This window comes from Methylobacterium gossipiicola (assembly GCF_900113485.1).
Taxonomy (GTDB): domain Bacteria; phylum Pseudomonadota; class Alphaproteobacteria; order Rhizobiales; family Beijerinckiaceae; genus Methylobacterium; species Methylobacterium gossipiicola.
Genome location: NZ_FOPM01000012.1, coordinates 70,442 through 88,462 on the forward strand (window position 1 = coordinate 70,442; position 18,021 = coordinate 88,462).

Annotated in this window: 15 protein-coding genes; 10 read left to right on the top strand and 5 right to left on the bottom strand. The window is 68.6% G+C overall.

The annotated features are described in order from the left end of the window. From BM249_RS12105 to BM249_RS12120, 4 genes are all read right to left on the bottom strand, one after another. Positions 1–3,147, bottom strand: a complete 3,147-nt coding sequence (locus BM249_RS12105; protein WP_056355082.1) for an efflux RND transporter permease subunit — start codon at positions 3,145–3,147, stop codon at positions 1–3. A gap of 12 nt (positions 3,148–3,159) precedes the next feature. Continuing rightward, on the bottom strand, positions 3,160–4,899 hold the full coding sequence (locus BM249_RS12110; RefSeq protein WP_091972256.1) for an efflux RND transporter periplasmic adaptor subunit: 1,740 nt from the start codon (positions 4,897–4,899) through the stop codon (positions 3,160–3,162). A gap of 90 nt (positions 4,900–4,989) precedes the next feature. After that, positions 4,990–5,433 carry a hypothetical protein gene (locus BM249_RS12115; protein WP_342029856.1) on the bottom strand — a complete coding sequence of 148 codons (444 nt, stop codon included), beginning with the start codon at positions 5,431–5,433 and terminating at the stop codon, positions 4,990–4,992. A gap of 122 nt (positions 5,434–5,555) precedes the next feature. Next, positions 5,556–5,765, bottom strand: coding sequence for a heavy-metal-associated domain-containing protein (locus tag BM249_RS12120; RefSeq protein WP_056355076.1), 210 nt, complete (start codon positions 5,763–5,765; stop codon positions 5,556–5,558). Between the two features lie 579 nt (positions 5,766–6,344). Here BM249_RS12120 and BM249_RS12125 point away from each other — a divergent pair. The 7 genes from BM249_RS12125 (at position 6,345) to BM249_RS12155 (ending at position 13,274) form a co-directional block, all read left to right on the top strand. After that, positions 6,345–6,593 (top strand): hypothetical protein, encoded by a 249-nt coding sequence (locus BM249_RS12125; RefSeq protein ID WP_056355073.1) that lies wholly within the window; start codon positions 6,345–6,347, stop codon positions 6,591–6,593. A 101-nt stretch (positions 6,594–6,694) separates the two neighbouring features. After that, on the top strand, positions 6,695–6,928 hold the full coding sequence (locus BM249_RS21695) for a hypothetical protein (protein WP_082487856.1): 234 nt from the start codon (positions 6,695–6,697) through the stop codon (positions 6,926–6,928). 65 nt (positions 6,929–6,993) lie between these two features. After that, a complete protein-coding gene (locus BM249_RS12135; RefSeq protein ID WP_244472794.1) occupies positions 6,994–7,356 on the top strand; it encodes a hypothetical protein in 363 nt (120 codons plus the stop codon). 135 nt (positions 7,357–7,491) lie between these two features. Further along, positions 7,492–8,916 carry an efflux RND transporter periplasmic adaptor subunit gene (locus BM249_RS12140; protein ID WP_056355068.1) on the top strand — a complete coding sequence of 475 codons (1,425 nt, stop codon included), beginning with the start codon at positions 7,492–7,494 and terminating at the stop codon, positions 8,914–8,916. A 14-nt stretch (positions 8,917–8,930) separates the two neighbouring features. After that, positions 8,931–12,188 carry an efflux RND transporter permease subunit gene (locus BM249_RS12145; RefSeq protein ID WP_056355065.1) on the top strand — a complete coding sequence of 1,086 codons (3,258 nt, stop codon included), beginning with the start codon at positions 8,931–8,933 and terminating at the stop codon, positions 12,186–12,188. A gap of 28 nt (positions 12,189–12,216) precedes the next feature. Continuing rightward, a complete protein-coding gene (locus BM249_RS12150) occupies positions 12,217–12,927 on the top strand; it encodes a hypothetical protein (RefSeq protein ID WP_056355062.1) in 711 nt (236 codons plus the stop codon). A gap of 5 nt (positions 12,928–12,932) precedes the next feature. Beyond that, positions 12,933–13,274, top strand: coding sequence for a hypothetical protein (locus BM249_RS12155; protein ID WP_056355304.1), 342 nt, complete (start codon positions 12,933–12,935; stop codon positions 13,272–13,274). Positions 13,275–13,639: 365 nt separating this feature from the next. Here the strand turns inward: BM249_RS12155 and BM249_RS12160 are convergent, their stop codons facing one another. Next, positions 13,640–14,041 carry a MerR family transcriptional regulator gene (locus BM249_RS12160; RefSeq protein ID WP_056355059.1) on the bottom strand — a complete coding sequence of 134 codons (402 nt, stop codon included), beginning with the start codon at positions 14,039–14,041 and terminating at the stop codon, positions 13,640–13,642. Positions 14,042–14,158: 117 nt separating this feature from the next. Here BM249_RS12160 and BM249_RS12165 point away from each other — a divergent pair, with 117 nt between their 5' ends. The 3 genes from BM249_RS12165 (at position 14,159) to BM249_RS12175 (ending at position 17,998) form a co-directional block, all read left to right on the top strand. Then, entirely contained in the window at positions 14,159–16,324 is a 2,166-nt protein-coding gene (locus BM249_RS12165; RefSeq protein WP_056355056.1) for a heavy metal translocating P-type ATPase, read from the top strand. Continuing rightward, positions 16,321–16,839: a signal peptidase II gene (gene lspA / locus BM249_RS12170; protein ID WP_177232401.1), complete on the top strand. Its 519-nt coding sequence runs from the start codon at positions 16,321–16,323 to the stop codon at positions 16,837–16,839. The genes BM249_RS12165 and lspA overlap by 4 nt, the downstream gene beginning before the upstream one ends. An 88-nt stretch (positions 16,840–16,927) precedes the next feature. Continuing rightward, positions 16,928–17,998: a L,D-transpeptidase family protein gene (locus tag BM249_RS12175; RefSeq protein WP_056355301.1), complete on the top strand. Its 1,071-nt coding sequence runs from the start codon at positions 16,928–16,930 to the stop codon at positions 17,996–17,998. Positions 17,999–18,021 lie beyond the last annotated feature (23 nt).

Here is an 18,021-nt window from a genome sequence, read left to right on the forward strand (position 1 = left end):
TCAGAACGCCTCGACCGGACGCGGCTTGGCGCCGTCCGGACGCGGTGCATCGGGTGTCTCGGACTGCACGGCGCGCAAGCGCTCCAGCGGGGCCTTGCCGAACCGCAGGAACAGGACGGGCGTCAGGACCGTGTCGAGCAGGGTCGCGCTGATCAGGCCGCCGAAGATGGTCACCGCGACCGGGTGCAGGATCTCCTTGCCCGGGTTCGCGGCGTCGTAGAGCAGCGGCACCAGGGCGACGCCCGCCGACAGGGCGGTCATCAGCACCGGCGTCAGGCGCTCCAGGCTGCCGCGCACCACGAGGTCGCGCCCGAACGGCATGCCCTCGTGCAGCGACAGGTTCAGGTAGTGGCTGATCTTCAGGATGCCGTTGCGGGCGCTGATGCCGGTCAGCGTGATGAACCCGATCATCGACGCCACCGAGAGCGGCTGGCCCACCAGCCACAGCGCGATCACGCTGCCGATGAGGGCGAGCGGCACGTTGCCCATGATGATCAGCGCCAGCACGGCCGAGCGGTAGCGGCTGTAGAGGATGGCGAAGACCAGGGCGAGGGAAAGGGTCGAAAGGGCCGCGATGGTCCGGCTCGCCTCCTCCTGCGCCTGGAAGGTCCCCTCCAGGCTGGCGAAGAAGCCCGGCGGGAGCTTGGCTTCCGCCACCTCCTTGCGGATGGCCGCCACGATGGTGGCCATGTCGCTTTGCCCGTTGGTGTTGGCCTGGACGACGAGACGGCGCCGGCTGTTCTCGCGCAGGATCTGGTTGGGGCCGTCCGTCTCGCGGATGTCGGCGACCTGGCGCGCCGGCACCCAGCCGGACGGCGTCTCGATCAGGAGGTCCTTGAGCCCCTGGGTCGTGCGCTGGCGCTCGGGCAGGCGCAAGAGCACGTCGAAGCGCTTGTAGCCATCGGCCACCGTCGAAACGACGCGCCCGTTGGACAGCCGGCTGAGCTGCTCGACTACGGCCGAGGGCTGGACCCCGTAGAGGGCGGCCCGGGTGTAATCGACCCGGATCTCCAGCTGCGGGATGCGGACCTGCTTCTCCACCTGCAGGTCGGCCAGGCCGGGGATTTTTGCCATGCGGTCGCGCAGGTCGTTGGCCACGCTGCGCAGGGCGTCGAGATCCTCGCCGAAGATCTTCAGGGCAAGCTCGGCCCGGACGCCGGACAGCATGTGGTCGAGGCGGTGCGAGATCGGCTGGCCGACGTTCACCGAGAGCGGCAGCCGGGACAGGCGCTGCCGGATGTCCGCCACGACCGCGTCCTTCGGCCGGCCGCCGCCCTTGAGCTCGACCTCGATCTCGGAGGAGTGGACGCCCTCAGCATGCTCGTCGAGCTCGGCCCGGCCGGTGCGGCGACCCACCGAGGCGACCTCCGGAATGTCCAGGAGCAGCTTCTCGGCGATGAGGCCGACGCGGTTGCTCTCGGAGAGCGAAATCCCCGGGTTGAACGTCGTGTTGACGGTGAACGAGCCCTCGTTGAAGGGCGGGAGGAAGGCGCGCGGCAGGTTCCAGGCGGCGATCCCGGCCGCCACGACGGACAGCGCCACCGTGGCGACGAGCAGGCGCTGGTGCCGGAAGGCGACGCCGAGCAACCGGGCGTTACCCCGCTTGAGCCAGCGCAGCAGGGCGCTGTCGTGCTCGGCCAGGCTCTTGAGGCCGGGCAGCAGGTAGTAGGCCAGCACCGGCGTCAGGGTCACGGACACCAGCAGGCTCGCCAGGATGGAGATGATGTAGGCCTGGCCCAGGGGCGCGAAGAGGCGGCCCTCGATGCCCGACAGGGCGAACAGGGGCACGAACACGAGGACGATGATCATCGTTGCGTAGACGATGCCGGAGCGCACCTCCGAGGAGGCGGCAACCACCACCTCGAAGGTCGAGCGCGGCGAGCCGGCCGCCCGGTTCTCGCCGAGCCTTCGAAAGATGTTCTCGACGTCGACCACCGCGTCGTCGACGAGCTCGCCGATGGCGATGGCGAGCCCGCCCAGGGTCATGGTGTTGATCGACAGGCCGGCGAGGTGGAAGGCCACCGCGGTCGCCAGGATCGAGACCGGGATGGCGGTCAGCGAGATGGCCGTGGTGCGCACGTTCAGGAGGAACGCGAAGAGCACGATGGCCACAACCACGATGGCCTCGACGAGCACGCGCTCGACGTTGGCGATGGAGGTCTCGATGAAGTTCGCCTGCCGGAACAGGATCTGGTCGGCCTTGATCCCGTTCGGCAGGGTCGCGGTGACCTCCTTCAGCGCCGCCTCGATCTCGCGGGTGAGCTTGACCGTGTCGACGTCGGGCTGCTTCTCGACGGAGACGATGACGCCGGGCTTGCCCATGTAGCCGCCGTCGCCGCGCTTCACCCTCGGGGCGAAGGAGACTTCCGCCACCTGGCGCAGGTAGACCGGCGCGTCCGCGACGTTGGCGACGACGACGCTGCGCAGGTCGTCGAGGCTCATGGTCCGGCCGATGTTCCGGATGAGGTACTCGCGGGCGTACTGGTCGGTGAAGCCGCCGCCGGCATTGGTGCCGAACTGGGTCAGGGACGCCTCAAGCTGGGCGTTGGTGACGCCGAGCGCCCGCATGGCCGCCACGTTCGGGCTTACCCGGAACTGGCGCACCTCGCCGCCGATGGGAATGACCTGGGCGACGCCCGGGATGGTGAGCAGGCGAGGCCGCAGGATGAAGTCGGCGGCCTCGCGCACCTCCATCGGGGTCGCGTTGTCTCCGGTCACCGCGACCAGCAGGATCTGCCCCATGATGGAGGAGATCGGCCCCATCTGGGGCGTGACGTTCGGCGGGAGCTGGTCGCGGACCAGGGTCAGACGCTCGGCGATCTGCTGCCGATTCCGGTAGATGTCGGTGCCCCAGTCGAACTCGACGTAGACGATGGAGAGCCCGACGCCGGAGACCGAGCGCACCCGGCTGACCCCGGGCAGGCCGTTCATCCGGGTCTCGATGGGATAGGTGACGAGCTGCTCCACCTCGGGCGGCGCGAGCCCCTCGGCCTCGGTCATGATGGTGACCGTCGGCTTGTTGAGGTCGGGAAACACGTCCACCGGCAGCTTGGTGGCGGTGAAGGCGCCGTACAGGATCAGGACGGCGGCGACCGCGAGGACGAGCAGGCGGTTGCGCAGTGACTGCGTGACGAGGAAATTGAACATGGGCGTGCCTCCTCAGCGGACCTGATCGAGGAGCTCGGCGCCCTCGGTGACGACGCGCTTGCCCGCGCCTACCCCCTCGGCGACGAGCACGTTGGTCCCGTCGAGGGGCTCGACCCGGACCTGGCGGGCCTCGAAGCGCTCGGCGGCGACGTGCTCGTAGACGATGGCCTGCCCGTTGCCGGAGCGGACCACCGCCGCACGCGGCAGGGCGAGGCCGGACTGCTCGGCGTCCGTGCCGGCGAGCACCGTGAGGAACTGCCCGACCCGCAGGCCGGCGGTGTTGCCCTTGATCGCGAACTGGACCGGGATGGCCTGGTTGCGGTCGGCGAGGCCGGCGCCCTGGTAGACGAGGGATAGGGTGCGCCCGTCGGCGAAGCGGGCCGTGGCGTTCCCAGCCGGCGTGAGGGCGTCGAAGCTCAGGGCCTCGACCCAGAGACGGGTCGGGTCGACGATCTGGAACACCATGGCGCCGGCCGCCGCCATCTGGCCCGCCACCGCGGAGGCCTGCGCGATAACGCCGTCGACGGGCGCGACCAGGGCTTCCGGCTGCTGTCGTGCCTTGTCGAGGGCCGTGCGGCGGTCCTGCAGGCCCTTCAGCTCGGAGAGGGCGTCGTCGAGCTGTGTCTGGGCGACGGCGCCGGTGGTCGCGAGCTTGCGATAGCGCTCCACGCGGCGCTCGACGACGTCGATCTGCTGGTCGAGCTCGCCCTGGCGCTGGCGCATGTCCGAGACGTCGATGGCCTGGACCGGGGGCGTCACGTAGGCCAGCACGTCGCCCTTCCTCACCGTCGTCCCGAGGCGCGGGAACAGGCCTGAGGACGGCGGCGAGAGCCGGCCGCCGACCGAGGATTGCACGACGCCGCTGGCGTTCGGGTCCGGGATCACGCGTCCCGGCAGTTCGACCGTCCGGTGGAACGTCGCCTGCTCCGTCATGGTGGTGCGCAGGACCAGGAGGCGCTGGGTCGGCTTGGGCACGAACACGGAGCCGTCAGGCAGGCGCTGGGCAAGGTCGGACGACGGCTGCGCGGGGTCGAGCAGGGCCGCGCCTTGAACCGGGTCGCCCTTGGACGGGGTGCCGTGGTCCTCGTCGCCATGGGCGAAGGCCACGGTCCCGAGCGCCAGGGTCACGAAGACCGCCATGACGGCCACGGCGGGAAGGCTGCGCCGGCCCCGCATGAGCACGGTGAGCAGCATGCCGAGGAGGAAGGCGGCCGCCGCGGTCAGCATCAGGACGGGGTCCTTGGCCGCGAGGCGGGCCTTCAGGTCGGCGACGGCGGCGGACGCCTTGGCCATGGCGGTGCCGGCCGGCGCTGCGGCCGGGGCGGCGACGGGCGCCTGGGTCTGCGGGATGGACAGCGGGACGGTGAGGACGTCGACCGCCTCCCCGGCGGTGACGGTCACCAGGAGGTCGTGCGATCCCGCCTGCGCGAGCCAGGGCGCGGGAAGCACGTAGGCCGCCTCGGCGGTCTCGGTGGCGGTCCTCTGCCCCTCGGGCGTCTCCACCTCCAGGACTGCGCCGCGGACGGGTTCGTTGGTCCGGAAGCGGTCGAGGTAGAACGTGACCTTCCCGTCCCGTGGGATGGCGGTCAGCTCGAACGCGTCCGACGCGGCCTCGCCGCGCGGGGCGATGGACTTCGAGACGGGCGGGGGCGGTGCGCCGTGGTCGTGCCCCTCATGGGCACGTGCGGGACCCGCCAGCGAAGCGACGGCCAGCCACGCCGCGCCAAGGGCGGCGGCAATACGAAAAGACATGGAAGAGGCATCCTCGCGTTCGAACACCGGACGCACATCCGCGGCTTGCGGACGGAATCCGACCGTTGCGCGCCCTTGGCGCGCCGTTCGTTACGCGAGGGTTCGTGGGGGCCTGGGCAGGGCCTCGGGGCCGAGGCCGGAGCGGCCGTCGATGTCGTGCGTGACCAGAACGACATGCCCGAAGGCGAGCGTCGGCATTGTCATCGGAGCCGAGAGGATGCCAGGAACGCAGCAGGACATCGTCCCGCAGCATGCGCCCTTGCAGGGACCGGGGCAGCAACCCCGACCCGCGTCCTCGGACTGGAGGACGGCGACCCGGGCGGGAACCGCGGCCTTGAGCAGCACGGGCGTTGCATCGACGGCAGCCGCCGACCGACCGACGTCGCGCGGTGCGGGGGCCGCCAGCGGCGCGACGGACGCCTTGGGCGCCCGCGTCATGGCGGCATGGTCATGGCCACCGTGATGATGGCCTTCGTGAGCCTGGACGGCAGACGGCGCGACGTAGGCGATGATCATCACGATCATCGCCGCCATCAGGCGCACGAGTTGCCGGTCGGGTCTCATCGGGATTGCTTACACCGTTTCGATGGGCCGAGGAATACTCGCCCCGGGACACAAATGGCCGAGCGCCGATATTGTTTCCGCTTGCCGGTCGGTCAAGCCGCGGCGGTCAGCGGTTCGACGCCATAGCCCGCGGAACTGACCGCGTCGGTGAACCGCGCCGCATCCGAGGACGACGCGATGGAGACGATGCCTTCGCCCAGGTCGATGTCGACGGTGGCATTCGGATCGACGCCCAGGACCGCGCGCGTAACGGACTTGGCGCAGCCGCCGCAGTTCATTCGAGTGACCTTGAGCCGGATCATGACGGTTCTCCTCTTAGAAGTGACGTCACGGCGATATGGGGCTTCCCATGATGGGAAGGTCAAGAGCTTCTTGTCCGGCGGCAGACGGATACCTCGGAGCGGCTTGTCTTGGCGTGATCTCAAGCTTGGTGCAGGCCCCCGCCCGGCCTATCCCTTGCTCTCAACGTAAGGGGCTGACCATGGGCGTCAATTTCCGTCCACGTGCAGGCCATGAACCGATATGACCTTGACGACCCGGCATGCTCCGATCCGTCCATGCCTGTAAGCCCCGACCATGCGTGGAAGCTCGTCCTTCGGGGCCAATAGCCATCTCCGGCTGACGACCGCCCCTTTTCGCCGTGCCGAGGCGTGCGTATCCGGCGCACGTCGACCAGTCCGGACCAATGACGATCCTAGACCTCGCCAGCGAAAGGACCAACGAGGCGCCTTCGCGTCCGCTGAACCCCGAACAATACACGCGATTATCTCGTGCGCTTCTCATCTTTGGCTAAGCGATACGTCTGAAACACCAAAATAGTCTCGGATCGGTTTCCGAACGAAATGCGTTGCTGGCCATACAATGTTTCTAGGAGCACCACGATGAAGCGCAACCTTCTCGCTTACGCCGCCGCCACGACCCTGGCCCTGGCGCCGGTCGGGGCCCTCGCCCAGCACATCGACGTCGGCCCGGGCGGCGTCGGCGTCCATGGCGACAGTCATGGCGAGCGCCACGGCGACCGTCACCATGACGACCACCATGAGGTCGTCCGCGAGCATCACCACCACGACGACCATCACGATGACAACCATGGCAGCGAGCGCCGAACCACGGTCATCGAGCGCCACTGAGCGGTTCGCCGCTCCCAGGTCCGGCAAGATGAACGCGGGTTTCAGACCCCGTTCAAGTCGCCGGACCCATGCTCACGGCATCAATCCTTGAGGAAAGAGCCATGCGAGTCCGCATCCCAGCCCTTCTCGCCGCGACCCTGATCCTCGTCCCTGCCGCCGCATCGGCGCAGTATTACGGGGGCGACTTCGAGAGGCGCGGTCGCGACGTCCATGTCGACCGCTACCATCACGGCGACCACGACGACATCGTCGTGCATCGTCATCGCCGCCACTACGAGGAGCGGCCGGTCTACTACGAGCGTCGCCACCACCATCATCACCATCACGACTATTGAGGCTTGCCTCCCGTCGGGGGCCATCCGGCATGTACGAGTGGCCCGGAATCGTTCATAAGGCAGCCATGAGCGCGGGATCCCCAATTAGGGCCTACGAGGCAATGCGCGGTTGGTGGGCGATCGCCGTCCGCGCGCTCTCGCTCGTGCTCGCCCTGGCGCTTGTCGCTCCCGGAACCATCCATTCCGCAGAGGTCCATCGCTTCGCCGGTGCCGAAGTGTCGATGTCGGCTTATTCCGACGCGGCTCCGGCAAGCCATGCCGATGGCTGCCTGACCTGTCACGCAAACTGCGGATGCCACCAAGCCATCAATCCCGAGGGACCGGCTTTGGCGCTGAGCGCCATGACCAAGCGGCCGACCTACGCCCTCGTGGACGCGACTATGGTTTCGGTCTCGCCGGACCGCCTTCCGAGGCCTCCCCGCGCCTGAGATGGCGTCGTCACGTCCGTGGCGCGCGTCCTCCGACCATCCCAGCGGATGATCGGCCCCCACAGAGCGTGAACAGTACGGAGCACCGAAGCCCAGAGAACGGGCCTTCGTGTTCCAGGCAAACGGCCTCCTTCCATGCGTGCACTTCTGTCCGTGGCCTTCCTGGCCATAGGCATCGCCATCGGCGGTGCCTTCCCGCGTGTGTCCGAAATCGTGCAGGGCGCCCTCGCGACCGCCGGTCTTTCAACGGCCCCGAAGCCTCCACCGACGAACGCCGCCGTATCGAGGCCGGCGTCCGGGAAGGGCGACGAGGGACACGGCGAGCCGGATCACGAGCATGCTTCCAACGAGCGCCCGGATTCGGCGGGCGAGCCGGCGCATGGAGAGGCCGCACATCGGCATTCGGATAACGAGGCCAAGCCCAAGCCGAAGGCCCCCGGCCACGCGCATGCCGAGGGCGAGGCGCACGGCGAGGAGGGCGAGGGCAAGATCAAGATGACGGCCGAACAGGCCGCGGAGCAGGACATCAAGCTGGCTCGCGTCGACGCCGGCATACTCTCGCGCCATCTCCTCGTTCCCGGTTCCATCGTCCAGGATGCCGACCGGATCGCCCGCGTGCCCGCCCGGGTTGCCGGGACGGTGGCGGAAATGCGCAAGCGTCTCGGCGAGGACGTAGCCAAGGGCGAGGTCGTAGCGGTCCTCGATAGCCGCGAGGTTGCAGAGGCCAAGAGCGAGTTCCTGACGGCGACCGTCAAGGCGGACCTGGAGAAGACCAACTTCGACCGCCAGCAAGCGCTCTGGGACAAGCGAATCTCGGCGGAATCGGCCTTTCTCAACGCGAAGGCGGCCTATTCGGAAGCGACCCTTCGCGTCGACCTCGCCCGCCAGAAGCTTTCGGCCCTGGGGCTAAACGCGGCCGAGGTCGCAGTCTCGGCCAAGAAGGACGAGACAACCCCGAACCTGTCGACCCTTCGACGATACGAGCTCAGGTCCCCCCTCGCCGGACGGGTCGTCGAGCGAAAGGTCGACGTCGGCACGAAGGTCGGCAGCGAGGGCGACCCCGCGGACGTCTACACCGTGGCCGACCTGTCCTCCGTGTGGATCGAGCTCTCGGTCCCGACAACCGAGCTGGCGAAGGTGCGAGAGGGCGCCCGGGTGGCCATCGTCGCGGGGGACGACCGCCCTCGCGCAGAGGGCAAGGTCGTCTTCGTGAGCCCGATCCTCAACCCGGAGACGCGCTCGGCCCGTGTCATCGTCTCTTTGCCCAACAAGGACATGGCCTGGCGGCCGGGGACCTTCGTGACGACGGAAGTCGAGATCGCCCAGGATCCCGTCAAGGTCCGACTGCCGAAATCCGCAATCCAGACCATCGGCGGCGAGAAGGTGGTGTTCGTGCGGACCCCGGCGGGGTTCGAGAGAAGGGACGTGACCATCGGCAAGGCCGACGACCAGGCCTACGAGATCCTTTCGGGTCTGAACCCAGGCGACGAGGTCGCGGTGGCCAACTCCTTCGTCCTGAAGGCCGAGCTCGGCAAGGCCGAAGCCGACCACGACCACTGAAGGCGGGCGCGGACATGATCTCGAAGATCCTCGACTTCTCGGTCCACCAGCGCTGGCTCGTGGTGCTCCTGTCGCTTCTCGCCGCCGGCTTCGGCGTCTTCTCGCTGACCAAGCTCCCCATCGACGCGGTGCCCGACATCACCAACAACCAGGTGCAGATTAACACCACGGCGCCGTCGCTCTCGCCGGTCGATATCGAGAAGCAGGTGACCTATCCGGTCGAGACCGCCCTCGCCGGGATCAAGGGCCTGGAATACACCCGCTCGCTCTCGCGGAACGGGTTCTCCCAGGTCACCGCGGTCTTTTCCGAGAAGTTAGACATCTACTTCGCCCGGCAGCAGGTGGCGGAGCGCATCAACGAGGCGAAGTCGACCCTGCCGCCCGGGGCAGAGCCCCACATGGGCCCGATCTCGACCGGCCTGGGCGAGATCTACATGTGGTCCATCCACTACGCCAAGCCCGAGGAGCGCAAGGTCTCCCCGGACGGCAAGGGCGGGTGGCAGTCGGACGGAAGCTACCTGACCCCCGAGGGCCAGCGGCTCACGACCGAGCTGGAGCGCACGGCCTACCTGCGCACCGTTCAGGACTGGATCATCCGCCCCCAGGTGAAGACCGTGCCGGGGGTCGCCGGCGTCGACAGCATCGGCGGCTTCGACAAGCAGTACCACGTCCAGCCCGACCCGATGAAGCTCACCGCCCTCGACCTGTCCTTCGCCGACATCGCCCGGGCGCTGGAGGCCAACAACGCCAACCAAGGCGCACGTTACCTTGAGGACAACGGCGAGGGCTACGTAGTGCGCGCCGCCGGCCGCCTTGAGACCATGGAGGACATCGGCTCCGTCGTAGTGACGACGCGCGGCGGCGTGCCGGTCCGCATCTCCGACATCGCAGAGGTTCGGATCGGGCGCGACCTGCGCACCGGCTCCGGCAGCGAGGACGGGCGCGAGGTGGTGATCGGCACCGCCCTGATGCTCATCGGCGAGAACAGCCGGACCGTGGCGGCCGGCGTCGACGCTCGCATGACCGAGGTCCGGCGCACGCTACCGCCCGGCATCCAGGTCCAGACCGTGCTCAACCGTACGGTCCTCGTCGAGGCCACCATCAGGACCGTCGCGAAGAACCTGGCCGAGGGCGCGGCCCTCGTCGTCGTCATCCTGTTCCTGTTGCTGGGCAACATCCGCGCGGCCATCGTCGCTGCCCTCGTCATCCCGGTGGCGATGCTGATGACCATGACCGGCATGGTCCAGGGCCGCATCAGCGCCAACCTGATGAGCCTCGGCGCCCTCGACTTCGGCTTAATCGTCGACGGGGCCGTCATCATCACCGAGAACGCCCTGCGCCACCTGGCGGAGCGGCAGGGGGAGCTCGGGCGCAAGCTCGAACTGGAGGAGCGCCTCGTCACGGTGAGGGCCTCGGCCGAGGAGATGATCAAGCCCTCCCTCTACGGGCAAGCTATCATCATCCTCGTCTACGTGCCGCTCCTCACCTTCACTGGTGTCGAGGGCAAGATGTTCGAGCCGATGGCACTCACCGTCATCATCGCCCTTCTCTCGGCCTTCGTCCTGTCGCTGACCTTCGTGCCGGCGATGATCGCCATCGTCATCACCGGCAAGGTGACGGAGAAGGACAACGTCCTCATCCGCGGGATCAAAGCCGCCTACCGTCCGGTCCTCGGTGCCGCCCTGCGGGTCCCGATGACTTTCGTCGCGGTTGCCCTGGTGCTGCTCGTCGGGGCCGGGTTCCTGTTCACCAAGCTCGGGCAGGAGTTCATCCCGCAGCTCGACGAGAAGAGCATCGCGCTGAACGCCCAGCGCATCCCGTCGACCTCGCTCACCCAGTCGCAGGCGATGCAGCTGAAGGTCGAGCAGGCCGTTAGTCGGTTCCCCCAGGTCGCCTACGTCTTCTCGAAGACCGGCACCGCCGAGGTCGCCTCGGACCCCATGCCACCGAGCTCGTCCGACACCTTCGTCATTCTGAAACCGCAGGAGGAATGGCCCGACCCCGACCTGTCCAAGGCGGACTTGCAGGAGCAGATCGAGAAGGCCCTGGGGTCGCTTGCCGGCAATGTCTACGAGTTCTCCCAGCCCATCCAGCTTCGCTTCAACGAGCTCCTGGCCGGCACCCGCGGCGACCTTGCCGTAAAGGTGTTCGGTGAGGAGTTCGAGCCGATGCTCAAGACCGCCAACCAAGTCGCCGCGATCCTGCGCGGGACGGAGGGGGCCGACGACGTCAAGGTCGAGCAGACGGCCGGCCTGCCGTTCCTGGAGATCAAGATCAACAAGACCGAGGCCGCGCGCCTCGGCCTGAGCACGTCCGCAATCCAAGACGTCATCGGGGCGGCCATCGGCGGCCGCGAGGCCGGCATGGTGTTCGAGGGGGATCGCCGCTTCCCCATCGTCGTGCGGCTGAACGACAAGGTTCGCGAGGACCGCGAGGCCCTGGAGAACATCCCTGTTCCGTTGCCCCCGGGCGCCAATGGGCGGGCCTCCTCCGTGCTCCTGAAGCAGGTGGCGAGCTTCTCTGTCACCGAGGGCCCGAACCAGATCTCGCGGGAAAATGGTCGGCGCCGCGTCGTGGTCACCGCCAACGTCCGGGGCCGCGACATCGGCTCGCTCGTCGCCGAGGCGCAGGCCAAGGTCGCGTCCGGGGTGCAGCTTCCGGCCGGCTACTACGTGACCTGGGGCGGACAATTCGAGAACCTGGCCTCGGCCCGCCAGCGACTGATGGTGGTCGTGCCGGTCTGCTTCTTCCTGATCTTCCTGCTTCTGTTCTCGGCCCTGAACTCGGCCAAGGACGCCTTACTCGTGTTCAGCGCGGTGCCGCTGGCGCTCACCGGCGGCATCGCCGCCCTGTGGCTGCGGGGAATGCCGTTCTCCGTGCCCGCGGCGGTGGGTTTCATCGCCCTGTCGGGGGTGGCGGTCCTCAACGGCTTGGTGATGCTGACGTACATCAAGCAGCTCATCGCGGAGGGGAAGCCCCGGCGCGAGGCGATCCTCGAAGGCGCGATGACCCGGCTCCGACCGGTGGCGATGACCGCCTTGGTGGCGTCCCTCGGGTTCGTACCGATGGCGTTGGCGACCGAGACGGGGGCCGAGGTCCAACGGCCGCTCGCCACCGTGGTGATCGGAGGCCTCATCAGCGCGACCCTGCTGACGTTGGTCGTCCTGCCGGCCCTGTACGCACGCTTTGCCGGAGCGGTCCTGCCGTCGGGGGGCGCCCGGCCGGTTGGTGCCGGCCAAGCGAGGCACCAGGTCGAGGTCGCGGCGGAGTGAGGCAGCCCCCACCGGACGGAGCCCTGCCATGAACGTCGCCGCGCTGCTCCTCGCCTGCTTCCTTGGAATGGGCGGAACCTCCGCGGCGAGCGACCAAAGCTGCGTGATCCCCGGCCGTTTTCCCTTGCGAAGCGGCTTCATGCCGTCCCCGACGGTCTCCGTGCCCGAACCCTGCGGCTATTCCCTAGGGCACGCCGGTCCTTGCCAGGTCGGACAGCCGGGCACCATGGCGATGGATACCCCCGAGCCGGCCAAGCCGGAAGAAGCGCCGTTCGGGCTCTCGTGGGGGCCGCTGACGGAGGTACCAAAACCCTCGATGGTGGACCGGGAAGGCAACATCACCGCCCTGATCTACTTCCATGACCGTCCCCCCTCGGCCGGACGGGACACCGACCGGGTCGTCCTGGAGGTCTGCAAGGACGAGGGCCTGCAGCAAGTCATCTGGCTCAGCCGCCCCTTCTCCGACGTGGAACTCCCGGCCCGTTACGCCGCCATCCTCCAGGAAGGCGTTCAACGCCATGGAACGCCGCGGGAGGGTGACGCTCCGGGAACCGTCGCATGGCCTGCGGCTCGGACTTTCCTGGCGGTCCGGACATCGGCTTCGGGGGACCGGCGCCTCTTGATGGTTTCCCAGGGCGGGCGCTACGCGGGATGCTCGGCCACCCACGAGGCCATGACCGGCCATCCGGCCGGCGTGCACGCTTCCAGGCTCCTCGATCCCGATGGTAACGGACGATGATGGCGATGCCGGCTGTGCTTTCGGGCGTCTTCGTGATCCTGGCGCAGGCGCCGGCCACGAAGATCGTGGGCATCGGCGCATCCACCTGCGCGCGCTTCATCCATGACATCGGGGAAGCGCCGGAGAGGGAGCGGGATTACCTCGCCTGGGCCCAGGGGTTCATGAGCGGGGCGCTGATACGGGCACCCGAAGGCATCGACGAGGGCCTCGACTTGGCGCCGGCCTCGATGCCACTGAGCGCGCAGGCGAACTTCCTCCGGGCGTTTTGCCGGAAAAGTCCCTCCCTCGACTACATGGACGCCGTGCATGCCCTTTACCGGCACCTGAGGACGCAACAGACCCTCTAGCAAGGCTCCGGAATCGACACGGTGGGGAGACAACAGGGGGCGGGGCGGTACGGCCGCCCTCGAAGTGCCAGGTAGGTCCCCGGACTTAGGAATGCCCAATGGCCGGCAAGAAGGCTGCGCGAAATGAGAATGTTTGGGGGCGAGGCAATCCACGGCGTCGGCGGCGGGTGCGGCCGCACGTTCGCAAGGCGGCTTTACGCTCCTTCGCCTGGGTGCTGCTCCTCGTTCCTGGCGTTTGGATCCTGCTCTATCTCCTTGGCTCCATGACGTGAGCGCCGCTGGACCGATGGGCGATCACCCCCATCGGGCTGACGCCGGCTCGGCCGTCTCCATCCGCCGGTGCCCCGATTTGGTCGGTCCCCCGCTCAGGCCAGGTCGCCGTGAGGCGACAAGGCCTCGATGATGCGGCAGTCTGCGACCGAGCCGCATTTGCACTGACCGATGACGTCGCTCAGCTCACGGGCGAGCCTGGTGAGGTCCGAGAGTTTCCGCTCGACCTCCGCCAAGTGCGCACGCGCGATCGTGTCGACTTCGGCGCAGGACCGGCCGCGTTCGTCGGCCAAAGCCAGAAGCTCGCGGATCTGGTCCACGGTGAAGCCGAGGTCCCGGCCACGCCGTATGAAGCTCAGACGACGCAGGTGCTCCGGGCCGTACAGGCGATAGTTGCCCGCCGACCGCGCGGGTTTCGGCAGGAGCTTCACCTTCTCGTACCACCGGACCGTCTCGACACGGGTGTTCGTCGCCGCCGCCAAGTCGCCGATGGTCATGGAGGATGCGTTCGCCACGGTCTTGACCCTGTAGTTGCTACAGGGTGCACATAGGGGGTCCCACCGCCCGGCGCGACGCCCGGGCCGACGGAGCATGCCATGCCGGGGACAGGAACCATGGGGAAGATCCCCGCAGCCGCCGCACTGCGCTACCGCGTGAAGGGCATGGATTGCCCGAGTTGCGCGGCCAAGATCGAGACGGCGGTGACCCGCCTCCCCGGCGTCGGCGACGTGCGCGTGAACTACACGGCCCAGGTCCTCGACCTCGTGCTTGATGAGGGCGCGACGCCCCGGGCTGCGCTTGAGGAGCGGATCGCCGGCCTCGGCTACGGCGTCGCCTCCCTGCCCACGGCAGCCGACCTCGCCCATGCCCATTCGTCCGGGACCGATATCCTTTCGGTCGAGGACGAGAAGGCGGAGCCCCCCGCCTGGCGCAGCCGCAAGGGGCTCCTAGCCATTGCCATCGCAGCCTTGTTCGCCGTGGGCTTCCTACTGGATCAAGCCCAGCCTGCGCTGGTCGGCGAGTACGCCTACTGGCCCGGGGCGCTCCTTGGGCTTGCCTTCTACGGACGCCGGGCCATCGCTGCGGCGCGCAATGGCTCGCCCTTCTCCATCGAGATGCTGATGTCGGTTGCGACGGTCGGCGCGCTCGCCATCCATGCCGCCGAGGAAGCCGCGGTCGTGGTCCTGCTGTTTACGGTCGGCGAGATGCTCGAAGGCTTCGCGGCAGGCCGATCCCGGGCCGGCATCAAGGCGCTCGTAGGCCTCGTGCCGAAGACGGCGCGCCTGATCGAGGAGGACGGTATCGTGCGCGAGGTGCCGGCTGCCGCCCTTCGGATCGGGCAGACCGTGCTGGTCCGCCCCGGCGACCGCGTGCCCGCCGACGGTGAGATCACGGACGGGTCGTCGAGCCTCGACGAGTCCCCCATCACGGGGGAATCCGTCCCCCGGCCAAAGGAAATCGGGGACGCGGTCTACGCTGGCAGCGTGAACGCGGACGGCGCCCTGCAGGTCAGGGTGACCCGGATGCCCTCCGACAACACCGTCGCCCGCATCCTGCATATGGTGGAGGAGGCGCAGGCGTCGAAGTCGCCGACCGCGCGCTTCATCGACCGCTTCAGCGCCGTCTACACCCCGGTGGCGTTCGCCTTCGCCGCGCTGGCCGCGCTTGGGCCGCCCCTCCTGCTCGGTGCCGACTGGAGCACCTGGATCTATCGTGGATTGGCTCTGCTCCTCATCGCCTGCCCCTGCGCACTCGTCCTCTCGACTCCCGCCGCCATCGCCTCCGGGCTGGCCGCCGGGGCTCGTCGCGGACTTCTGGTGAAGGGTGGCGCCGCCCTTGAGACCATCGGGCGGGTTCGAACCGTCGCCTTCGACAAGACCGGGACGCTCACGGTCGGTCGGCCGCTCGTCACGGACGTGTTGCCGTTCGCCACGGGCATGACGGACCGGGCCCTTCTCGGGCTGGCAGCGGCGGTGGAGGCGGGGTCAAGCCACCCCATCGCCCGAGCTCTTATCGAACGCGCGGGGGTGGACGGCATCCCGTTACGGCCGGTGCGTGACGCCAGGGCGGTGCCCGGTAAGGCCGTCCAGGCCACCGTAGCAGGACGGCTCGTCGTGGTGGCTTCCCCCCGCCACGCGGCGACGCTGGCCCCCCTCGGAGACGAGGCCGAGCGGACCGTGGCGGCGCTGGAGGAAGCAGGCAAGACCGCGGTCATCGTGGTCCGGGACGGCGAGGCCCTCGGCGCCATAGCGGTCCGGGACGAGCCCAGACAGGATGCGACCGCCGCCATCGCGTCCTTGCGCAGGCTCGGCGTCGAGTGCGTGATGCTGACGGGCGACAACCGCCGTACCGGCGAGGCCATCGCAAGGGGCCTCGGGCTCACCGCCCGGGCCGATCTTCTACCTGCGGACAAGCTCGCCGAGGTTAATGCCCTGAAGGAATTGGGGATTGTGGCAATGGTCGGCGACGGCATCAACGACGCCCCCGCGCTTGCCGCAGCCAACGTCGGCATAGCCATGGGCGGCGGTACCGATGCCGCGCTGGAGACTGCCGATGCCGCCGTTCTCAACGACCGGGTGTCCGACGTCGCCGCCCTCGTGGCGCTGTCCCGGGCCACGCTCGGCAACATCCATCAGAACGTGGCCATCTCACTCGGACTGAAGGCGGTGTTCCTCGTGACCACGCTCGCCGGCATCACCGGGCTGTGGCCGGCCATCCTGGCGGATACCGGTGCGACCGTCCTGGTGACGGCCAACGCGCTCCGCCTTCTGAGGGCATGATGACCACCCCATCCGAGGGACTGGCCCGCCGGGTCGCGACGGTGGGCGCCATCCTGGTGGCCGCCGCGGCCATCGACCTCGCCGCGAAGGCGGCGGCCGAGAGTTGGCTGGCCGAGGGTGGGGTCCAGGGCTTCCTGCCCTTCGTCGACCTGAGCCTGTCGTTCAACCACGGCATCAGCTTCAGCCTGTTCCCGGCACGCGATCCGTCTTCCCTGACCCTTCTTCTTGGCATCCAGGGCACGCTTACCTGCCTCATCGCCGGCTGTGCCGTGGCAGCGGGAAGCGGGCTCGAACGCCTCGGGCTCGCCTCGATGGCAGGCGGCGCCGCGGGCAATCTCATCGACCGGTTCATGGATGGGACCGTGACCGACTACCTCGACCTGCACATGGGCGGCATGCGCTGGTTCACCTTCAACCTGGCGGATGCCTGGATCTCCCTGGGCGTCGTCCTGCTGCTCATCGACGGCTTCCGAACGCGCCGGCGGCATCCCGATGCCGGGGAATTGACCTCATGATAGCCCCGATCCCGCCGAACCGTGGCCACGGCAACCCGTCATGCCCCTCCCGGGCCCAGGCTCGGACACAGATACCGTCGAGGCCGACATGCTGAAGAAGATCACGCTCGGGTTGGCTCTCCTGTCGGCGCTGTCCGCCTGCCAGGACGGACGGTACGCTGGCTCGACCCGCCACCTCGCGCCCATCCCGCCTGAGACCCTGGCCTTGATGTCCACCAAGGGTGTGTCTTCCGCCGACCCGATCCTGATGCGGGCCTACAAGAAGGAGTCCGAGATCGAGCTTTGGAAGCGCGGAGCGGACGGCAGGTACGCCTTGCTGAAGACGTATCCGATGTGCCGGTGGTCGGGTCAGCTCGGGCCCAAGACCCGGGAGGGCGACCGACAGGCCCCCGAGGGCTTCTACGCGATCACGCCGGAGTCCATGAACGCGAATTCCAGCCTCTACCTGTCGTTCAACCTCGGCTACCCGAACGCGTACGACCGCTCCCTGGGGCGCACGGGGACGCACCTGATGGTCCATGGCTCGTGCTCGTCCCAGGGCTGCTTCGCGATGACGGACGAGGCGATCTCGGAGCTTTACGCCGTCGTCCGCGAGGCGTTCGCGGGCGGGCAGCGAGCCGTCCAGTTCCAGTCCTACCCGTTCCGCATGACCCCGGAGAACCTCGCCCGGCACCGGCAGGACCCGAACATGGCCTTCTGGAGGAACCTCAAGGAAGGGTCGGACCGGTTCGAGGTCACGGGGGCGGAACCGGCCGTCGACGTGGCGGGCGGACGCTACGCGTTCGATGCGGGCGTTGACGCCCCCGCCGCCGACGCGGTCGCCCGGAAGCAGGCGGACGACGAGCGGCAGGTCGCCGCCCTCGTGGCGAGCGGAACGTCGGCGGTCCGGCTGGTGTACGAGGACGGCGGTCAGCACCGGGCGTTCCGCGAGACCATGATGGCTGCCGGCAACGGACTAGGCGAGGTAAGCCGACCCGAAGCCCTGGCATCAGGCCCGCGAGAGGTGGACATGCCAGCGCAGGGGCCGGTCGCGCTCGTCGGAAGGCGGGAGCCGGTACGGAGCACGGCAGCGCCCAAGCCGCCGGGGACTAGCATTCTCGTGGCTGAGCGTCGGCGCCTGCTTGAGACCTTCGCCGCGGCGGGGGACGGGCGGAGGTGATGGGCCTGTCGGCCATCAGCGCC